At 68.6% G+C, this 18,101-nt stretch carries 12 protein-coding genes; 7 read left to right on the plus strand and 5 right to left on the minus strand.

Annotated features, from left to right (window positions below; all coding sequences use genetic code 11):
• The 6 genes from POL67_RS38685 (at window position 1) to POL67_RS38710 (ending at window position 6,810) form a co-directional block, all read left to right on the plus strand.
• Window positions 1-1,563: a complex I subunit 4 family protein gene (locus POL67_RS38685; protein WP_271925729.1), complete on the plus strand. Its 1,563-nt coding sequence runs from the start codon at window positions 1-3 to the stop codon at window positions 1,561-1,563.
• Between the two features lie 22 nt (window positions 1,564-1,585).
• On the plus strand, window positions 1,586-3,112 hold the full coding sequence (locus POL67_RS38690; RefSeq protein WP_271925730.1) for a complex I subunit 4 family protein: 1,527 nt from the start codon (window positions 1,586-1,588) through the stop codon (window positions 3,110-3,112).
• Between the two features lie 188 nt (window positions 3,113-3,300).
• Entirely contained in the window at window positions 3,301-3,900 is a 600-nt protein-coding gene (locus tag POL67_RS38695; RefSeq protein WP_271925731.1) for an RNA polymerase sigma factor, read from the plus strand.
• Window positions 3,897-4,505 (plus strand): hypothetical protein, encoded by a 609-nt coding sequence (locus tag POL67_RS38700; RefSeq protein ID WP_271925733.1) that lies wholly within the window; start codon window positions 3,897-3,899, stop codon window positions 4,503-4,505. Before POL67_RS38695 ends, POL67_RS38700 begins: the two co-directional genes overlap by 4 nt.
• 176 nt (window positions 4,506-4,681) lie before the next feature.
• Window positions 4,682-5,851, plus strand: a complete 1,170-nt coding sequence (locus tag POL67_RS38705) for a porin (protein ID WP_271925734.1) — start codon at window positions 4,682-4,684, stop codon at window positions 5,849-5,851.
• A gap of 134 nt (window positions 5,852-5,985) precedes the next feature.
• A complete protein-coding gene (locus tag POL67_RS38710; RefSeq protein ID WP_271925736.1) occupies window positions 5,986-6,810 on the plus strand; it encodes a class I SAM-dependent methyltransferase in 825 nt (274 codons plus the stop codon).
• A 35-nt stretch (window positions 6,811-6,845) separates the two neighbouring features.
• Here POL67_RS38710 and POL67_RS38715 read toward each other — a convergent pair whose 3' ends face one another.
• The 5 genes from POL67_RS38715 to POL67_RS38735 form a co-directional block, all read right to left on the minus strand.
• Entirely contained in the window at window positions 6,846-9,311 is a 2,466-nt protein-coding gene (locus tag POL67_RS38715) for a MopE-related protein (RefSeq protein WP_271925737.1), read from the minus strand.
• Complete coding sequence (locus POL67_RS38720; protein WP_271925738.1) at window positions 9,308-11,203, minus strand: DUF4114 domain-containing protein; 1,896 nt, start codon at window positions 11,201-11,203, stop codon at window positions 9,308-9,310. Before POL67_RS38720 ends, POL67_RS38715 begins: the two co-directional genes overlap by 4 nt.
• A gap of 42 nt (window positions 11,204-11,245) precedes the next feature.
• On the minus strand, window positions 11,246-14,425 hold the full coding sequence (locus tag POL67_RS38725) for a serine/threonine-protein kinase (protein ID WP_271925739.1): 3,180 nt from the start codon (window positions 14,423-14,425) through the stop codon (window positions 11,246-11,248).
• A gap of 108 nt (window positions 14,426-14,533) precedes the next feature.
• Window positions 14,534-15,373, minus strand: coding sequence for a hypothetical protein (locus tag POL67_RS38730; RefSeq protein ID WP_271925740.1), 840 nt, complete (start codon window positions 15,371-15,373; stop codon window positions 14,534-14,536).
• A 197-nt stretch (window positions 15,374-15,570) separates the two neighbouring features.
• Window positions 15,571-17,022, minus strand: a complete 1,452-nt coding sequence (locus POL67_RS38735) for a hybrid sensor histidine kinase/response regulator (protein ID WP_271925741.1) — start codon at window positions 17,020-17,022, stop codon at window positions 15,571-15,573.
• A gap of 53 nt (window positions 17,023-17,075) precedes the next feature.
• On the opposite strand from POL67_RS38735, the gene obgE reads away from it, so the two are divergent.
• Window positions 17,076-18,101: a GTPase ObgE gene (obgE, locus tag POL67_RS38740; RefSeq protein WP_271925742.1), complete on the plus strand. Its 1,026-nt coding sequence runs from the start codon at window positions 17,076-17,078 to the stop codon at window positions 18,099-18,101.

Consider the following 18,101-nt stretch of genomic DNA (forward strand, 5'->3'; position numbering starts at 1 on the left):
ATGAACGAAATCCCCTACGCCTCGGCCTTGCCCTTCCCGGTCCTGAGCGCGCTCATCCTCGTGCCGCTGCTCGCCGCGGCGTTCGTCCGTTCCCTGAAAAACGCGCGCCACGTCTATTCCCTTGGCCTCGGCAGCGCCGCGCTCGAGCTCGTCCTCGCCGTGCTCGTCGTCGCCCGGTTCGAGCGGCACACCTCCGCGCTCCAGCTCGTCGAGCGTGTCCCGCTCTTCGGCACCTTCGCCTATCACGTCGGCGTCGACGGCATCAGCGTCCTCTTTTTGCCGCTGACCGCGCTGCTCGCGCTGCTCGTCATCCTCCACGCGCAGGTCGCCTCCAAGGAGCGGCCTGGACATTACCTCGCCGCCATCTTTTGCCTCCAGGCGACGCTCATGGGCGCGTTCGTCGCGCTCGACCTCCTGCTCTTCTGGGCGTTCGCTGCGCTCGAGCTCGTGCCGGGCACGCTGCTCGTGCGGAGCTGGGGCACGGGGCCCGGAAGGCACGCGGCGGCGCGCCGGTATGCGGCGCTCAATGCGATGGGCGTCCTGCTCGTCCTCGCGGGCGCGCTTGTCCTCGGCCGCGCCACCGGCGGTCGATTCTCCCTCGACGCGCTGGTCGACATGCCCGCGCCGGCGAGGGCGCAATCCCTCGCGTTCTGGCTCTTCGTCCTCGGCTTCGCCGTCCGCATCCCGCTCTTCCCCTTCCACGGCTGGCTGCCGCCCGTCATGGCCGAAGGCCCGGTCGTGGGCGTGAGCGTCTTCCTCGTCGGCGCGAAGCTCGGCGTGTATGGCCTTTTGCGCTTCGTGGTCCCGCTCCTGCCCGTCGCCGCGCACCGCCACGGTTCCATTCTGGCCATCCTCGGCGTCGTCGGCATGCTGTACGGCGCCCTCCTCGCGCTCGTCCAGACAAACCTGCGCCGCCTCGTCGCGTTCGCTTGCCTCGCGCACACGGGCGCCGTGCTCGTGGGGCTCTCGGCGCTCAACGTGGAGGGGCTCTCGGGCGCCTTGCTCGTCACGCTGAACGTCGGCCTCAGCGCGGCCGGGCTTTATTTCGTCGCGGGCTTCTTGCACCGACGCCTCGGCTCGACCGAGATCGAGCGCGCCGCGCGGCTCTCGCATCACGCGCCTCTGCTCTCGTTCACGTTCCTGCTCGTCGGCCTCTCGACGATTGGAATGCCGGGGACGAGCGGCTTCGAGGCTGAGCACCTCGTCGTCGTGGGCGCGCTCGGCGCGCGGCACGGCATCATGGCCATCGCGGTCGGCCTCGGCAGCTTGCTCGGGGCCGCCTATCTGCTGCGTTATTTCCAGCGCGCCTTCCTCGCCTCCGCCGCGTCCGCACCGAGCTCGCCCGCGACCGAGGCGAAATCGACGCGCGGCAAGAGCGTCCGGGACCTCGGCCCGCGCGAGCTCGTCATTGCCGGCGCGGTCGGCGCGATCATCGTGGGCCTCGGGCTCTTTTCTCACCCCCTGCTCGAGGTCGTGGACGGCTCGGTCCGCGCCATGTCCACGCGGCTCGAGCACGCCAAACCGCATTCGTCCCTCGTGATGCACGGGGAGGGCGCCCCGTAAGGGCGCTCGGGAGGCGTTCGTCGTGCAAATTCGCGAGTTCTTCGCCGCAGATCAGATCGGTTTTCCTGTCCTCTCCACGCTGATCTTCCTCCCCCTCGCCTGGGCGATCCTCGTCCTTTCGATCGGCGACGAGAAACGCGCGCGGTGGACGGCCCTCACCGGCGCCCTGATCGAGCTCTTCCTCTCGCTCTTCGTGCTCGCGCGGTTCACGCCTGGGACGCCCGACGTGCAATTCGCCGAGCGGCGCTCGTGGATGCCCACGCTCGGCGCGAGTTATCACGTCGGCGTCGACGGCATGAGCGTGCTCTTTTTGCCCGTCGCCGCGATGCTCACGGTGCTCGTGCTCGTCGCCTCGTGGCACGACGTGAAGACCCGCGCCCGCGGCTTTTGCGCGTCTCTCCTCGCGCTCTCCGCGATCGTCGTGGGCATCTATTCGTCCCTCGACCTCGTCCTCTTTTTCGTGTTCTGGGAGGCGTCGCTCGTCCCGATCTATTTCCTCGTGAGCCTCTGGGGCGTGGGCCCGGAGCGCCGGTATGCGGCGACGAAGTTCGTGCTCACGATGCTCGCCGCCTCCGGGCCGCTCCTGCTCGGCATCGTCTTGCTCGCGGTCGCGGGGCGCCAAAACCCGGCCGATCCGTACACGTTCGACTGGCTCGTCCTCCGCACGCGGCCGGTCCCCGCCGCGATCGGGCCGATCGTCTTCTTCACGATGCTGACGGGCTTCGCCGTGAAGGGCCCCTTCGTCCCGCTCCACACCTGGATGCCCACGATGCTGCGCGAATGCCCCGTGGGAATCGGCGTGCTCTTGACCGGCCTCAAGCTCGGCAGCTACGGCGTCCTCCGCTTCCTCGTGCCGCTCCTGCCCGAGGCCACCGCGCGTTATGCGTGGCTGCTCGGCGCCGTCGGCGTCACGGGCATCGTGTACGGCGCCCTCGTCGCGCTCGTCCAGCCAAACCTCCGGCGCATGCTCTCGTTCGCGTGCCTGAGCCACGTGGGCATCGTCCTGCTCGGCATCTCGTCGGGCAAGGCGGAAGGCCTCACGGGCGCGGTGCTCGCGATGCTGAACCTGGGTTTGTCCGCCACGGGCTTGTTTTTCCTGACCGGCTTCCTCCAGAGCCGCGTGGGTTCGTCCGAGGTCTCGGCGCTCGGCGGCGTCGCCCAAAAAGCGCCGCGCGCGGCCGTGATGTTCTTGCTCTTGAGCCTCGCCGGCATCGGCGTCCCTGGCACGAGCGGCTTCCCCGGCGAGCACCTCGTCTTGCTCTCGGCGTACGAGACGAGCCTCCCGCGGCTCGGGTTCGCGCTCCTCGGCACGATCCTCGGCGCGGCGTACGTCCTCCGCGTCTTCGAGCAGGTCTTCCTCGGCCCCGTGACGCGCCCGCGCGTCGCCGCGATGAAAGACCTCCGTCCGCTCGAATGGGGCGTCGTGGGCTGTCTGGCCATTCTCGTCCTCGTGGTCGGCCTTTATCCGCGGCCCTTGCTCGCGCTCGTGGGCCCGAGCGCCGAGGCCCTCGCGCGCCCGGTCCCCTCCGTCGTCGCTGGGCACCCGTGATCTCGGGTCCCGCCGTGCTCGCCCGGGAACCCGGGCCGAGGTCGTTCCGTCCTACTCCGGACATGCGCGCCACCACCGAATCAACGGCGTTCTCCGCGGGAGGATCGATCTTCCGCTTCCCAGGGGTGGCCCCGCGTCTCGGCTACGCTAGAGTGGCCCCGTCGTCGCCTACGCTCGACGGTTTCTCCATGGCCTCTCCGCACTCCACGTCTCTCGGGGAAGGCCGCGCGCAGTTCGAGGCGGCGGTTCGCCCGGTCCTGCCACGGCTCTATCGATTTTGCCTCGCCCTCTCGGGGGATCGCGACCGCGCCGACGACCTCTTCCAGAACACGCTCATCAAGGCCTACGCGAACGCAGCCTCGTTCGAGGGCCGGAGCGACCTCGTGGTCTGGATTTGCGGCATTGCCCGGCACGAGCACCTGGAGGCGCGGCGCACCGAGGCGCGGCGGCGCGGGCTCTTCGAGCAATTCGTCGACGCTTGTGCTTCGGCGTTCGGATTTGGGGCCGAGGACGAGCGAAAGAGCCCCGAGGCGCAGGTGATCCAGAACGAGCACGCGGGCCAGCTCCTCGCGTGCTTGCAGACGTTGCCAGAGGAGTTCCGCACGGTGGTGGTCCTCTGCGACATCGAGGAGCTCGGATACGATCGGGTGGCCGAGATCCTCGGCGTCCCCAAGGGGACCGTGAAGAGCCGACATGCCCGCGGGCGCGCGCGTCTGCGGGCGGCCTATGAAAAGCTCGTGGCGGCGAAGCCCGAAGCGCCGGCGAGGGAGGAGGAGGAGTCGACATGAATTCGAAAGACCTGCCCCCGCTCCCCGAAAGTTTGGAGGAGGAGATCCGCGCGCTCCGCCAGGTGAAACCGCCGCAATCGCTCGTCGACCGTGCGTTCTCCAGCTTGCCCGAGCGCTCGGCCTCCGAGCGTCGCACGAGCAAGGATGTCCCTGCCAAATCCCGCCAGAGCGGGGGATCGGCGTTCGTGCGGATCGCTCCCGCGATGGCCCTCGCGGCGGCGCTCGCGTATGGCATCTGGGGTCAGGTGCGCTCGCAGGGCTCCGAGGTCGTACGGGTCGAGGAGCGCGCGGTCGCCTTGCCGGAGGCGGGGCACGCCTGGACCGAGATTCACCTGCAGACGCACCACCACGATGATTTGCCGGCCCTCGTGCACCTCGAGGTGCCCACGCACGTGCGCGTGGAGCTTCCGTCGGAGAGTGATGTGAAGCTCGAACGGCAGTGTGCCGAGACGCTCTGCGTGCACAAGTTCACGCACCACAATGGCAAGGGCGTGCCCTTGCGCGTGGCCGTCGCGCACCCGGGCCGGTACGAGATTCACGTCCGTCACGAATCGAAAAAAGCCGCCCTCCGCGAGCAGTTCGTGCTGACGGCCAGCCGCGATTGAACGTTTTCGGCGCCGGGGACCATCCCCGCGCTCCATCGATGGAAAGATAGCCTTCCGAGCCCCGGACGCCGCGCCCTGCCGCGCGGCGCCTTCGGCTCGTGATCCCGCGCCGACCCGGGTTTGGCGGCGCGATCGTTCGTCCTGGTACGTCCGCGCTGCGGACCGCTGGAGGTATCGTGTCTCATCGCATTCGCGCGCTCGCGAGCGGCCTCGCGTCGCTCGCCATGGCCTCTTCCTTTGCGCTCCCCGCCGCCCGCGCCGACGCGCCTGCGAAGAGCGACACCTTCGTCTTCCACGCATCGCTCGCGGACGGGCTTGGATTCCGCACCGAGCAGGACAAATTCGTCCTCGACGCGGGCGTGCTCAGCCAGATGCGATTCGACGCCATCTCGAACAGCGACGGTCTCGCGAGCGACGGCTTCAACGTCGCCGTCGTCCGCCCGTACATCCGGGCCCGCGCGTTCCACGATCAGGTCCGCTTTTTCGTGCAACCCGAGCTCGCCACGGCCACGCCGAAGCTGCTCGACCTCGAAATCGCGTGGCAGCCGATACCGGAGCTCGGCATCAAGGTGGGCCAATTTCTGACGCCGTTCAGCCGCGCGTTCTTCACGCCCGTGCCGATCCTCCAGTTCCCCGACTTCTCGCGCGTGAACGAGAAATTCAGGGCGGGACGCGATACCGGCATGATGCTCTTCGGCTCGACCGGCAAAGGGCGCCTGGAGTATTACGCGGGCGCATTCAATGGAAACGGCATCGACAAAGGCGGCAACGACGACACGTCCGTGATGGGCATCGGCCGCCTCGCCGTGAGCCCGGTCCGCGCCATGACCTACGACGAGACGCCTTCCTTGCGCGGCGCCGTTCCTTTCGGGATCTCCATCGGCGTCAATGGCATCGCCGATCGCGCGCACCCCACGAAGCAGCAGACGGACCCCGCGACGGGCGCGCAGACGACCGTGACCCTGCCGGCCGAGACGCGCCTCACCGCGGGCGCCGACGTATTCATCGCCTGGGATCGGTTCACGTTCCTCGCCGAGGCGTACGCGCGGCAGGTGCAGCCGGACGAGGGCAAACGAATCCAGGGGTTCGGGGGGTATGCGCAGGCGGGGTATTTCGTGGTGCCGAAGCGCTTCGAGATCGCCGCGCGCGCGGGCGTGATGGATCCGGATACGTCGAAGCCGGACACCGAGCGGAGCGTCGAGGGGCTGCTCAACGGCTACGTCGTGGGCAACCACCTCAAGATGGGCTTGCGTTACATGTGGCTCCGCACCGACGCGAAGACGGCCGACGGCTACGCGGCCGGCACGAACCACAAGCTGACCTTCCAGGTGCAGCTCTGGATCTAGGGAACCCCGGGCGACTGCTCACCCCAGCAAGATTCTGACCGTAATTGAAAACGATTTTCATTGTCATTTTCATCTACACGAGGTAGAGCTAGGTCGTAGGCTTCCGGACCACGGGGTCCGAGGGGGACGACACCATGACCGAGCTCGCACCCGTGAACCTGACCGGCATTCCGGAGACGATGCTGTGGACGCTCCACAATCGCGCCAGCGAGGCCAAGCGGCCCGACGCGATCTTGCGTGATCCGGACGCCATTCGGATCTACGAGAGCGTTCGTTACGACTTCAAACGAAGCTTCGGCAAGCCCGACGGCTCGCACGCGATGCGGTCGCGTATCTTCGACGACGCGGTCCGGCCGTGGATGGCAAAGCATCCCGGGGGAACCGTGGTGGAGCTCGCCGCGGGGCTCGAGACGGAATTCCAGCGCTGTGACGACGGCAAGGTGCGCTGGATCTGCGTGGACGTGCCGGAGGCCATCGCGGTGCGCGAGCGGTTCCTGAAGGCGAACGATCGTTGCAAATACGTGTCGAAGAGCGCGCTCGACTTCTCATGGATGGATGAAGTCGACGGTTCGCGCGGGGTTTTCGTGACCGCGCAGGGTCTCCTCATGTACTTCCACGAGAAGGACGTGCGGCGGCTGTTTCGGGCGATCGTGGAGCGGTTTCCCGGGGTCGAGCTGATGTTCGACGTCATTCCTCGGTGGTTCTCGAAAAAGACGCTCGTGGGGCTGCGCAAGACGAAGCATTACATAGCGCCGCCGATGCCCTGGGGCGTGAACCGGAGCGAGGTGAAGCGGCTGATCGAGAGCTGGAGCCCGCGCATCACGTCGGTGGAGCAGGTGTCGTTCGGTTATTTCCGCGGCGCGCCTGGCCTGCTGCTGCCGGTGTTCTCGAAGGTGCCGATCGTGCGCGACGTCATCCCGTCGATCGTGCGGGTCCGGACCTCGCGATGGACATCCTGAAGAGCGACGCGGACGCAGGTTCCTCGCAGGAGAGCTTATTCGAAGAAGCTCGTGTAGATGTCAGCGTTCGCGCCGTTCGTGCCCGCCGCGGTGCGGTTGTCGGTCCAAACGGTGATCGCCCGGGCGCCGGCAGCGTTCGTCACGACGAACGGACTGCGCGAATCGGCCGCGCCTGCGGCCGAGGGGGCGCCCGCCATGCCGACATCCATGCGCAGGTCGAGCGGCTGGAAGGTCGCGCCGTTGTCGAAGGAGTGGTTCGCGAAGATGTCGCGTTGACCGCTCCGCGCGTCCTCCCAGGTGACGAACACAAGGCTCGCGCCGCCAAACGCGACGCGCGGGCGGGTCGAGGCGCTCGTGCCCGGGACGGTGCCGAGATCCGCGCGCGCCGAGGTCGGCTGCCACGTGACGCCGCCGTTCATCGAATGGTTCAGGCGAATGTCGGGCAAGCCGCTCCGCGTGTCCTCCCACGCGACGACGACGCGGCCGCCGGCCGATACAATCGCCGGCGCGGAGGCGTCGGCGAACGTGGAATCGACGTTCACGATGGCCCCGTCGGCCTGGAACGTCATGCCGGCGTTGTTGCTGCGGTTCTGGCGGATGACCTTTTTCGCGCCACGCAGATCGGTCCAGGCGACGTACACGTTCGGCCCGCCCGAATCGGCGGCGACCGTGATCTGCTCGGCCGGATTGCCGCCCGAAAGCGCGACGTTCGCGCCGAGCGTGCCCGCCTCGGCGTCGTACACCGCGCCGTAGACCTCGGACTTGCCATTGCGCGCGTCGCGCCACGCGATGAACACCTTTCCATTATCGTTGGTGGCGATCGCGGGGAGCTCGGCCTTGCCCTGGACGGCATTGACGCGGAGGTCCGCCGCGAGCCACGTCGTCCCGTTGTTCGTCGATCGCTGGAGGAAGACGTCCGTCGTGACGTTCGCGCCGGTGCCGCTCAAGCTCTGCCAGACCACGACGAGCGTATCCTGCATGCCCGCCTTGGCCACGACGCCGCGCACGAGGAAGGCGTCGGCCGTGCCCGCGTCCTTGTCGACGCGCACGGGGACCGTGTACGTATTGTAAGGCGCAGGGGCCGAGGCAATGTACACGTCGCGGTGCGCGGCGACCGGGAACTGCGCGAGCGCCACGTAAGCGCGCGTCGGCGAGAGGAACGCCCAGGGCTCGACCTGCGTGAGTGTGCCGCTCGCGACCCCGGCGTCGGTCGTGAGCCACGTGGAGCCGCCGTTCGTCGAGACATTCGCGCGGATGTCGGCATTGCCCGCGCGCCGATCGAGGTAGGCCGCAATCACGACGTCGCCGCGCGACGCGACCGAGAGCTGCGTGCTCGGCGCTTGCCCGACGGCCGAGTTCGCGCCGAGATCGAGGCGCGTGTCGGTCGCCTTCGCCACGGGGCAAGCCTCGTCCGCGCCGCCCGAGCAATCGTTGTCGAGGCCGTCGCAGAGCTCGGTGCCGGGGCCGATCGCTCCGACGCACGCGAGCATGCCGCCCTGGCAAGCCTGGGTCCCGAGCGAGCATTCGCCCACGTCGGAGGTGCCGCAGGAAGCCCCGACGCCCGGGAGCGTGCCGTCGTCGACGAGCCCGTTGCAATCGTTGTCGGCGCCGTCGCACGTCTCCGCGCCCGAGGGCGTGCAGGCATACTCGCAGCCGTTCGCCTCGATGCCGTCGAGATTGTAATGTCCGGGCAAACACGGGCCGAACGCGCAGACGCCCGCCGTGCAGGTGCCGACGGAGTTCGGGTAGAGCGCGCTGCAGTTCGTCCCGCAGGTGCCGCAGTTCGCCGGGTCCGTCTGGACGTCGAACCCCTCGTCGACGGTCGCGTCGCAGTCGTTGTCCGCGTAATCGCAGAGCTCGACGCCGCCGTTCGTCTCGGTGCACGCGTACTCGCAGCCGTCGCCGAGCGCGCCATTGACGTCGTGGTACCCGACGAGGCACTCGGCGAGCTGACAAGCACCCGCCACGCACGAGGGCGAGGCGTTCGCGTACGCGCAGACCGCATTGCAAGCGCCGCAGTTGAAGGGATCCCCTTGCAGATCGGTGAGCTCGTCGATCGCGCCGTTGCAATCGTTGTCGATCGTGTCGCAGATCTCGTCGCCGTTGTTCGAGACCGTGCACTTGTATTCGCAGCCGTTTGCGACCTGGTTGTCGAGGTCGACGAAGCCCGACGCGCACGTGTCGACCACGCAAAAGCCGGCCTCGCACGTGGAGAACGCGTTCGGCAGGTTGCAGACGACGCCACAAGCGCCGCAGTTCTGCGGGTCGGTGAGGACGTCGGCATTGCAGCCGCCCGAGCCGCCCGAGCCGACGATGATGAGCCCTCCCTCACCGCCGTCGCCGCCCATGCCGCCCGCGCCGCCGGCGGCGCCCGAGCCGCTGCCCGAGGGCGTGGCGTTGCAATCCCAGCAAAAGGCATCGGTCGTGCAGCCGCTCGTGAACACGAGCGACGAGAGCGAGAGGCCGAGGATGGATGCGCTGAAGACGACAGACCTTTTCACGCGCTCCTCCGAGTGCCGCGCCGCCGCGCCACGAACGCGCTCGCCGCAAGAAGAAGGGTCATGGCCGCGCCGCCCGCGCGCCCGCCGAAACGCGAGGGAGACGCCGCGCAAAGCGCGCCGCCGCCGCCCGTCGCGAGCCCCCACGCGTTGGTTTGTCCCGACGCGCCCGTACCGGTCCCGGTCGCGCCGGCGCCGCCGTTTCCAGCCGCGCCTCCATTCCCGCCCGCGCCGCCGTCGCCGCCTGCACCGCCCGCGCCGCCCGATCCCATGGGGTTGTCGGGGACGCACACGCCCTGCGTGCAGGAGTACCCAGGCTGGCACGTGACGTTGTCGCACGTCGCCGGCACGCAATAGCCTTCCTTGCAGATCTGGCCGCCGGGGCACGGGAACTCGCCGAACTTGCATTGCTCGGCGCAGGTGCCCTCGACGCACTTCGAATCGCCGGGGCACGCGGCAAGGTTGTCGGCCACGCCGTCACAATCGTTGTCGATGCCGTCGCAGATCTCGGAGCCCGGACCCACGGCGCCGACGCACACGATCGAGCCGCCGACGCAGAACTCCGTGCCCGCCTCGCAGCTCCCCACGTCCGTGCCGCAGCTCGCGCCGCCGCCGGGGTTGCCGTCGTCGATCGCGCCGTTGCAATCGTCGTCGATCCCGTTGCACGCCTCCGGCGTCCCCGCCGTACCCCCGACGCACTCGATCGAGCCATTCACGCAGGCAAGCGTGCCCGGGAGGCAGGCGCCGATGTTCGAGCCACAAGGCCCGCCCGAGTCCTTCGTTTCGTCGTCGGCGACGCCGTTGCAATCGTCGTCGAGCGTGTTGCAGACCTCGAGCGAGGGCCCCTTGCCACCGAGGCAAACGATCACGCCGCCGATGCACTGGGAGGTGCCATAGGTGCACTCGCCGACGTCGGTGCCACACGCGACGCCCGCGCCCGCGGCGCCGTCGTCGACGACGCCGTCGCAATCGTCGTCGAGCTTGTTGCATTGCTCGGACGAGGGCCCGACGGCCCCGACGCACACGAGCGCCCCGTTCTGGCAGGTGACGGTGCCGAACGCGCATTCCCCGACGTCGGTGGCGCCGCATGCGCCGCCCGCGTCGACGGGCGCGTTGTCGACGATGCCGTCGCAGTTGTTGTCCTTGTTGTCGCAGATCTCGGCGGAGGGCGTGCACGGCGCGAGCAGGCCCGTCACCTTGAGGAACATGTCCTCGAAGTCGTTGTCGCCGCCGCGGTACAGATCTTCGAACCCAAAGTAATACGCGAGCGGGTTCGCCTTGGACTGATAGAGCAGATAGTGGACGTAGTTACCGTCGCCGTTGCGGGCCTGCTCGGTGTAATAGACGTGCCCAACGTTGCCGAGGTCGCCGCAGTTGCTCCCGGTCGGCCCGTTCTCCGGCGTGATCAGGAAGAAGCCGATGAACCCGCCGAGGTACCGGCCTGCCGTGAACTCCGTCTGGAAGTTGACCGTGCGGCTCGACCCGGGTTCGTCGGCGCAGGGCGTGATCGGGTAGAGCTTCGTCGGATCGGAGGCATTGTACCAGCCAAACGTGTTCTCGTACCCGGCGCCCTCGATGAAGTCCTGCACGGTGACGTTGCCGAAGTTGCCATTCGTCCTGGGGATGGAGAAGAGCTCAGGGCTCGTGACAGCGTTGAAGATCGCGTTCAGCGGGTTGTTCGCCGCCGTGGCCGCGAGCCCCTCGCCGATGTTGAGGCCCACCTGGATGCAGCCCTCCGCGTTACCGCTGCCGGGGCAGTTCGCGACCTGCACGGGGACCACGAGCCCATCGGTCTGCTCCACGACGGCGCGCGCGTCGCCGGGCGACAAACATAGACCAAGAGCCACGAGCGCGGGCCACGCCGCCCGCGGAGGACCTGATCGAAGGATCTCCATGATGGCACGATAAGCGATCGCCGGGTTCTGCCACAAGGGACTTCAGGGGGCGCGACGAAGAGCAGCGCGTCGATCCTGGAAGCGCCGCGGCAAGAGGGGGTTCGTCGCGATCGCCTTGTCGAGCCATTCCACCGCCAGCCGAATGTCGTCCGCGCGGGCGGCGTCCTTTGCGGCGTGGGCGCGCTCAGCGAGGAGGGCGCCCTTGGCGGCCATGGCGAGGGCCCATTTCGGGTTGTGTTGGAGGGCCTCGTCGGCGACGGCGAGGCCCTCCGCGAGGAGTTTTTCGCGCGCCTCGCCGCGCGTGATCCGTTGCTCGGCCCGGAGCGCGAGCAGCTCGGCGAGCGTGGCGTGGAGCGGGGCGTGGCGGGTGTTGATGCGCAATCCCTCCCGAAGGACACGCTCGGCCTCGTCGAGCAGGGCCGCCGGCGCCTCGCCGCGGAGCGCCGCGCGTCGGGCCATGGTCATCGTGAGCAGGCCGAGCTCGAGGCGAATGAGGGGCTCCCGCGCGTCGAGCAGGGCAGCGCGGCGAAGCTCGGCGTGGGCCGCGTCGAGGACCTTTTGCGGATCGGCGTTCGTGCGGAGGAGGTAGAGCGCGCGGACGTGCTTCGCGGCGCCCATGCCGAAATGGGTATCGGCCTCATCCTTGTTGAGGTCGAGCGAGGCCTGGAAGCTCGCCTCGACACGATCGAGCGTCGCCGTGGGATCGACGCCGGTGGCCTCCTCGTATTGCGCGGCGACGAGCTCGGCCCAGCCGCGGTTGTTCAGCATGGGGAGCCATTTCGGGTTGATCTCCGCGCCACGCGCGCAAGCCTCGACGGCGCGCTGCACGGAAGGGCGCGGGTCCTGTCCGATCGAGAGCTCGTAGCCCGCGCGGATCGCGAGGACGAGCGCCATGTTCGAAAACGCCGAGTTGTAGGTGCGGTCTTCCTTCCCCGCCCGCTCGTACCGCGCGACGGATTCGTCGAGCGTCTTGCGAGGATCGAGCCCGTGGTCGGCCTCGTATTCCGCCCGGCTCTGGAGGGCGATGCCCGCGTCGTTCCAGGCCCACGCGAAGCTCGGCTGAATGCGGTTCGCTTCGTCGAAGCTCTTCATGGCGCGCTCGAGCGAGGGCACGGGGTCGAGCCCGATCCTGCGCTCGTACTTCGCGATGTAGACGTGGGCGATCCCGACGCCGTCCATCGAAATCGCGTCGCCCGGCGCGATCTGGATGGCCGCGCGCCCGCTCTCGACCGCCTTTTCGAGCGTCGGGCGAGGGTCGCCCCCGCTGCGGAGCTGGTGGTCGCCCAGGTGGTAATAGGCGCGCCCCTGCTTGCTGTACGTATTGGCGCTCCGCGGGTTCACCGCGAGCGCGTCGTTACACGCGGCGAGCGCGGCGTCGAACGCGACGCGGCCGTCGCGCCCCTCCCATTTGTCGAGGCCGAGGACCTGAATCCAGGATTCGGCGAGCGCCTCGTGGACGGCCGCGTCACTACGCGCCATGGACGCCGCCTCCCGATACGCCTCGATCGCCCGCATGAAGAGGCGGCGCCCCTCTTCCTGGCGCCCGCTCTCGCTCGCCGTGATCCCCGCCTCGAATCGCGCGTCCCCTTCGAGCTTCTTCGCCTCGTAGAGCCAGGGGGACTCTTCCGCCGCCCAAAGCGCCTTTGCCGCGGCGTCGTCGTAACGTTTTTCGTAAAGCGCGACGAGCCCCTCGATGTACGCCCGCGACTCGACTTCGGTCCCGCCGCTCGCTTGGAGGTGTCGCAAGGCCGGGTCGCGAAAGCTCGCCTCGGCCTTCCGGATCGCGGCCTCGCGCGCCGCCCCGTCTTCGAGGCGACGCGCGCCGTCGAGCTCTTCCTGATAACGACCGCCCAGCGCGAGCCCGAGCGCGTAATGCACCTCGGGCTTCGTGTACCCGGCCCCGAACGCCCGCGCGAGCTGCGTCCTCGCCGTCTCGTACTCGTGCAGCGCCAGGTGCCCGCGGCCGAGCGCGTAATGACCAGGGCCCTCGCCGGCGCGCCCAGCCGCGGCCATCCTGCGCTCGATTTCAGCGAGGCGGGCCCGCACGACGCGCCGCTCGCGCTCGATGTCGTGCGCGGGAAAACCGTATGCACTCCGAAGAAAGAGCTCGACGTATTTCACGTCCTCGCCGAGCTCGCGCGCGAGCCTCGCCTGCTCGGAGGCGTGCCGCGCGGCGTTCACCCACATGCCCCCGAGGACAAGCGCGACGCTGAGGCCGATGCCCGCGACGAGGACCACGGCCCGGTTTTTCCGCGTCTTCGCCCACAGGACATAAGCGAGCGAGGCGCGCTTGGCCTGGATCGGCTCCCCGTCGAGGAAGCGCTGGAGATCCTCCCCGAGCGCCCGCGCCGATTCGTACCGGCGCGAAGGATCTCGCTGCAGGCACGTCATCACGATGGTCTCGAGCTCGGTGGGCACGCCCCGCCGGATGCTCCCGAGCCCCGGCGCGTCCTCGAGGATCACCTGCGTCAGGATCGACATCGCGTTTGACCCAACAAACGGCGGCCGGCCTGCGATGATCTCGTAGAGCGTGGCGCCCAGGCTGTAGACGTCCGTGCGCCGGTCGAGGAGGGTCGTATTCCCCTCCGCCTGCTCGGGGGACATGTACGACGGCGTGCCCGCAATGGCGTTCTGGAGCGTCTCGCCGCTGCCCGAGACTTCGCGGGCCAGCCCAAAATCGACGACGTAGGGCTTGAAGGAGCCGTCCTCGGCCGTCGTCACCATGATGTTGCCGGGTTTGACGTCGCGGTGAACGAGGCCGAGCCGATGCGCCTCGTGCAGCGCCGCAGCAACCTCACGGACGACCTTCACCTTCTGCTCCAGCGTCATCTTCTGGTGCGCGCGATCGAGCGGCACGCCGTCGATGAGCTCCATCGCAATGTACGGCTGGCCGTCGGCCTCGCCGACCTCGTACACGCGACAAACGTTGTCGTGCTGCACGCGCGCCTGCGCCCGGGCCTCGGCCAAGAATCGCCTCGTGCCGTCGGGGTCGTCGCTCTTCAGGAGCTTCAGCGCGACCGCGCGGCCGAGGCGCGGATCCCAGCCGCGAAGCACGGTCCCCATCGCGCCTTCGCCGATGAGGCGGAGCTCCTCGTATCGCTCCCGCAACGCGTCGGGCGGGATGCGAGCCTCGCCGGTCCCCCCGGCGCCGAGGCGCGTGTGGCTCTGCGCCACACCCGCGTCGAGCGTCTCCGCCATATCGTCGCTGCGCGCCAAGGTCATCGGTCGCGAGAGCTCATCATGGCAGCTCGCAAGGCCGCCACGAACGTTGGAGAAGCATTGCGCACGCGAACGCCCGTCCATCGCCGGGCGTTCGCGGCGAGAATGGAATCACTGCCGATAGACGGTGAGCACGTTGTCGAACCCACCACAGGACGCCCAGCCCGCCGACGCGTACGGCTCGTCGAACGCGACGCAGTTGTCCGCGCAGGAGCCGTCCCCGGAGAAGGGATTGTTGTATTGTTTCTCCCCGGACGAACCGATGCGCCCCGGGACGGGCGACGTCAAGGCGCCGTCGCTGTTGCAGTAAAAGAACGCCGGCGGGCTCTTGAAGATGTTGCCGAAGAAGGCGCCCTCCTGCGTCGGATACGTCGCGCTCGTGTCCGGGCCGATGCTGGGGAACGCGGCCTCGTTCCCCACGAGGAAAATGGAGATGTGCTCACCGGTCGTGTTGAGGTGCGCGCCGAGGCACGCGGTCATCCTCTCCTGGCAATCCTCGTCACAAGCGCCGGTCTCCCATTCCGGGGCGACGCCGAGCAGGCCGCTGTAGGTATGAGCCGTGAGGGTCTCGTCGTGCTTCGTGATCGAGCGCCCCGCCGGGAGCGCGCACTTGACGATGTACTCGACGGTCTTGCGACCTTCCGCCGACGCCATCAAGCCGTTGCCGCTGTTCAGGCCATTGCCGCTGTTCAGGCCATTGCCGCTGTTCAGGCCATTGCCGCTGTTCAGGCCATTGCCGCTGTTCAGGCCATTGCCGCTGTTCAGGCCGTTGCCGCTGTTCAGGCCATTACCACTGTTCAGGCCATTCACGATCTCGAAGCCGTTCGTGCTCTCGATCTCCTGCTCCGCCGCAGCGACGTCCCCCTCGTCCCAGCCGCCACCCTCGCGCCCACCGCATCCTGCCAACGACACGAGGATCGCTGCGCACCCTGCGATATGACCAAGCTTCATGCGTATCTCCTGCGTGAACGAGCAAAGATCGCCACCTTGTTTCAGGATACCGAAACCCCGCAACACGGTCAATCGCTCATTCACACGTTCCGCTGAAACAGGAGGGTGAAACGAATCCAGTCTCAGCGGTCCTTTTCGCCGTGGGACGGAGTTGCGGCCTACAGGTATCCTCCGGGGCTTGTCCTCACGTCGCGCGGCTAACCCCTCGGCAAAATGACTTTGACCGTGGTGCCTTCGCCTTTTTTCGTATCGACGACGACACGGCCGCCGTGCTGATCGACGATTTTTCGCACAATGGCGAGGCCGAGCCCCGTGCCCGCTGCCTTCGTCGTGAAAAACGGATCGAAGATTTCGGCGAGGATATGGGGATCGACGCCCGGTCCCGTGTCGCCGATGGAGAGCCACGCCTCGCGCTCGTCCGCGCCCACCCCGGCCCGGAGGACGCCGCCCTGGGGCATCACGTCGAGCGCATTGACCACGAGGTTCAAGACGACCTGCTTGAGCTTCTCCACGTCGCCGAGCGCCACGACGCCCGCCGCGAGCTCACGCACGAGCTCGAGCCCATGCGCGGCGATGGCCTCGGCTTCGAGGTCGAGGACCTCGTCGACGACACGCCCGAGATCCAAGGGCTCGCGTTGCGGCGCGCGCGGCCGCGCGAGCTCCAGGAAGTCCGTGAGCAGCCGTTCGAGGCGCTTGATCTCGCTCTCCACGATGCGCACGCGCGCACGCATCGGATCCCGCGCGGCCGGCGCTTCGAGCCGCTCGATGCCACGCGCGAGCAAGTGCAGCTCCAGCACGGCAGCGTTCAGCGGGTTGCGGATCTCGTGCGCGAGGCCAAGCGCGAGCGGCGCCATCGCGTTCAAGGCCTCCGCGTCGGCCGCGCGCCGTTCGAGGGCGCGGCGCTCGGTGACGTCGATGCCGATGCCGTAGACGAGCTCGATGCGCTTGCCCGAGCCGCGCACGGGGCTCAGGTGCCAGCGGACGCGGCGGATCGCGCCCATGGCGTCCCGCACGCCGACCTCGATCTCGGTCGCCGCGCCGCCGTCGCGGACCGCGACGAACGCCTGGCAGACCTTCTTTCGGCTGTCCTCGTCGAGGATGTTGTCGGGCAAGGCGCCGCGGAGCGCGGCCTCGGTGGAGACGCCGGTCATGGCCGCGAGGCGCGGGTTCCAGAGCGTGACGTCGCCGAAGGCGTCGAGGCCGACGATGAGGACATCCGCCGCATCGACGATGGCGCGGTAGCGGCGCTCGAACTCCTCGCGCTCGCGCTTCAGGGCGATCTTTTCGAGGGCCTGGGCGACGGTGGAGATGAGCTCGGCGGGGCGGAAGTTCTTCAGGATGAACGCGAAGGCGCCGGCGCGGAGGGCGGCGATGGCCGTGTTGACCGTGGCGTTGCCCGTGACGAGGACGATCTCGCCGTGGGGGCAAGCCTCGCGCAGGGGGCCGATGAGGTCGACGCCGCTGCCGTCGGGCAGCTTGACGTCGACGACCGCGACCTCGAAGCCGTCCTTCTGAGCCCGCTCGAGCGCCTCGGCGCCGGTCTCGGCGAGCGAAACCTCCACGTCGAGCTCGGGATCCCCCGAGAGGACGTCCCGGAGGTTCTTCGCGAGGCTCTGGTTGTCGTCGACGATCAGGATCCGTGCCGGCAATTTCGTCTCCTCCGCTGTCGTATCCGTATCATTGTGGTAGAAGCCGCGCCGCCATGCGGTTCGTCGACGAGTGTAAGGTCAAGGTGGTAGCAGGCAGCGGCGGCAACGGGTCCGTTGCCTTCCGCCGGGAAAAGTACGTGCCCTTCGGGGGCCCCTCGGGGGGCGACGGAGGCCGCGGCGGAGACGTCGTGCTCGTCGGCGACGAAGGGATGAGCACGCTGCTCGACTTCGTCTACGCGCGGACGATCGAGGCGGAACGAGGCGAGCACGGTCAAGGTTCGGACTGTCATGGGCGCGGGGGCGAAGACCGCGTGGAGCGCGTGCCGCTCGGTACGCAGATCTACGACGGCGAGACGGGCGAGCTCCTCGCGGACGTGACGGCGCACGAGCAGCGTGTGGTCGTGGCGCGCGGGGGCAAGGGGGGTCGAGGCAACATCCACTTCAAGAGCGCGGAGGAGCGGGCGCCGCGGCGGGCCGAGAAGGGAGACCCGGGCGAGGAGCGCGAGCTCCGGCTCGAGCTCAAGGTGCTGGCGGACGTGGGGCTCGTGGGCTTCCCGAACGCGGGCAAGAGCACGTTCGTCGCGGCGGTGTCGAAGGCGCGGCCGAAGATCGCGGACTACCCGTTCACGACGCTGACGCCGTCGCTCGGGGTGGTGGAGATCGGCGGAGGGAGGCGGGCGGGCGGCACGCATTTCGTGGTCGCCGACATCCCAGGCCTCGTGCCGGGCGCGAGCGAAGGCGTGGGCCTCGGGACGCGATTCTTGAAGCACCTCGAACGCACGGGGGCGCTCTTGCACCTCGTGACGATCGATCCGGGTGAGGGGCGGGATCCGTTGAAGGATTATCGGGCGATCCGAAAGGAAATCGCCAAGTACAGCGAGGAGCTCGCGGCGCGGCCGGAGATCGTGGCGCTTTCGAAGGCAGACCTGACCGAGGTGAAAGAGGCGTACCCGGCGATCCGGAAGCGCTTCAAGCGGGCAAAGATCGATCTGCACCTCGTGAGCGCAGCGACGGGCGAGGGCATGCCGGAGCTGATCGCCGCGTTGTGGCAGATGGTGACCGAGGGGCGTCGGTCCTGA

The organism is Polyangium mundeleinium, assembly GCF_028369105.1.
In the GTDB taxonomy this organism is placed as follows: Bacteria; Myxococcota_A; Polyangia; order Polyangiales; family Polyangiaceae; genus Polyangium; species Polyangium mundeleinium.

Excerpts from the sequence above, each read along its gene's own strand:
- POL67_RS38685 (WP_271925729.1), top strand. The coding sequence starts at position 1 with ATGAACGAAATCCCCTACGCCTCGGCCTTGCCCTTCCCGGTCCTGAGC.
- POL67_RS38695 (WP_271925731.1), top strand. The coding sequence starts at position 3,301 with ATGGCCTCTCCGCACTCCACGTCTCTCGGGGAAGGCCGCGCGCAGTTC.
- POL67_RS38700 (WP_271925733.1), top strand. The coding sequence starts at position 3,897 with ATGAATTCGAAAGACCTGCCCCCGCTCCCCGAAAGTTTGGAGGAGGAG.
- POL67_RS38710 (WP_271925736.1), top strand. The coding sequence starts at position 5,986 with ATGACCGAGCTCGCACCCGTGAACCTGACCGGCATTCCGGAGACGATG.
- POL67_RS38720 (WP_271925738.1), bottom strand. The coding sequence starts at position 11,203 with ATGGAGATCCTTCGATCAGGTCCTCCGCGGGCGGCGTGGCCCGCGCTC.
- POL67_RS38725 (WP_271925739.1), bottom strand. The coding sequence starts at position 14,425 with ATGACCTTGGCGCGCAGCGACGATATGGCGGAGACGCTCGACGCGGGT.
- POL67_RS38730 (WP_271925740.1), bottom strand. The coding sequence starts at position 15,373 with ATGAAGCTTGGTCATATCGCAGGGTGCGCAGCGATCCTCGTGTCGTTG.
- obgE (WP_271925742.1), top strand. The coding sequence starts at position 17,076 with ATGCGGTTCGTCGACGAGTGTAAGGTCAAGGTGGTAGCAGGCAGCGGC.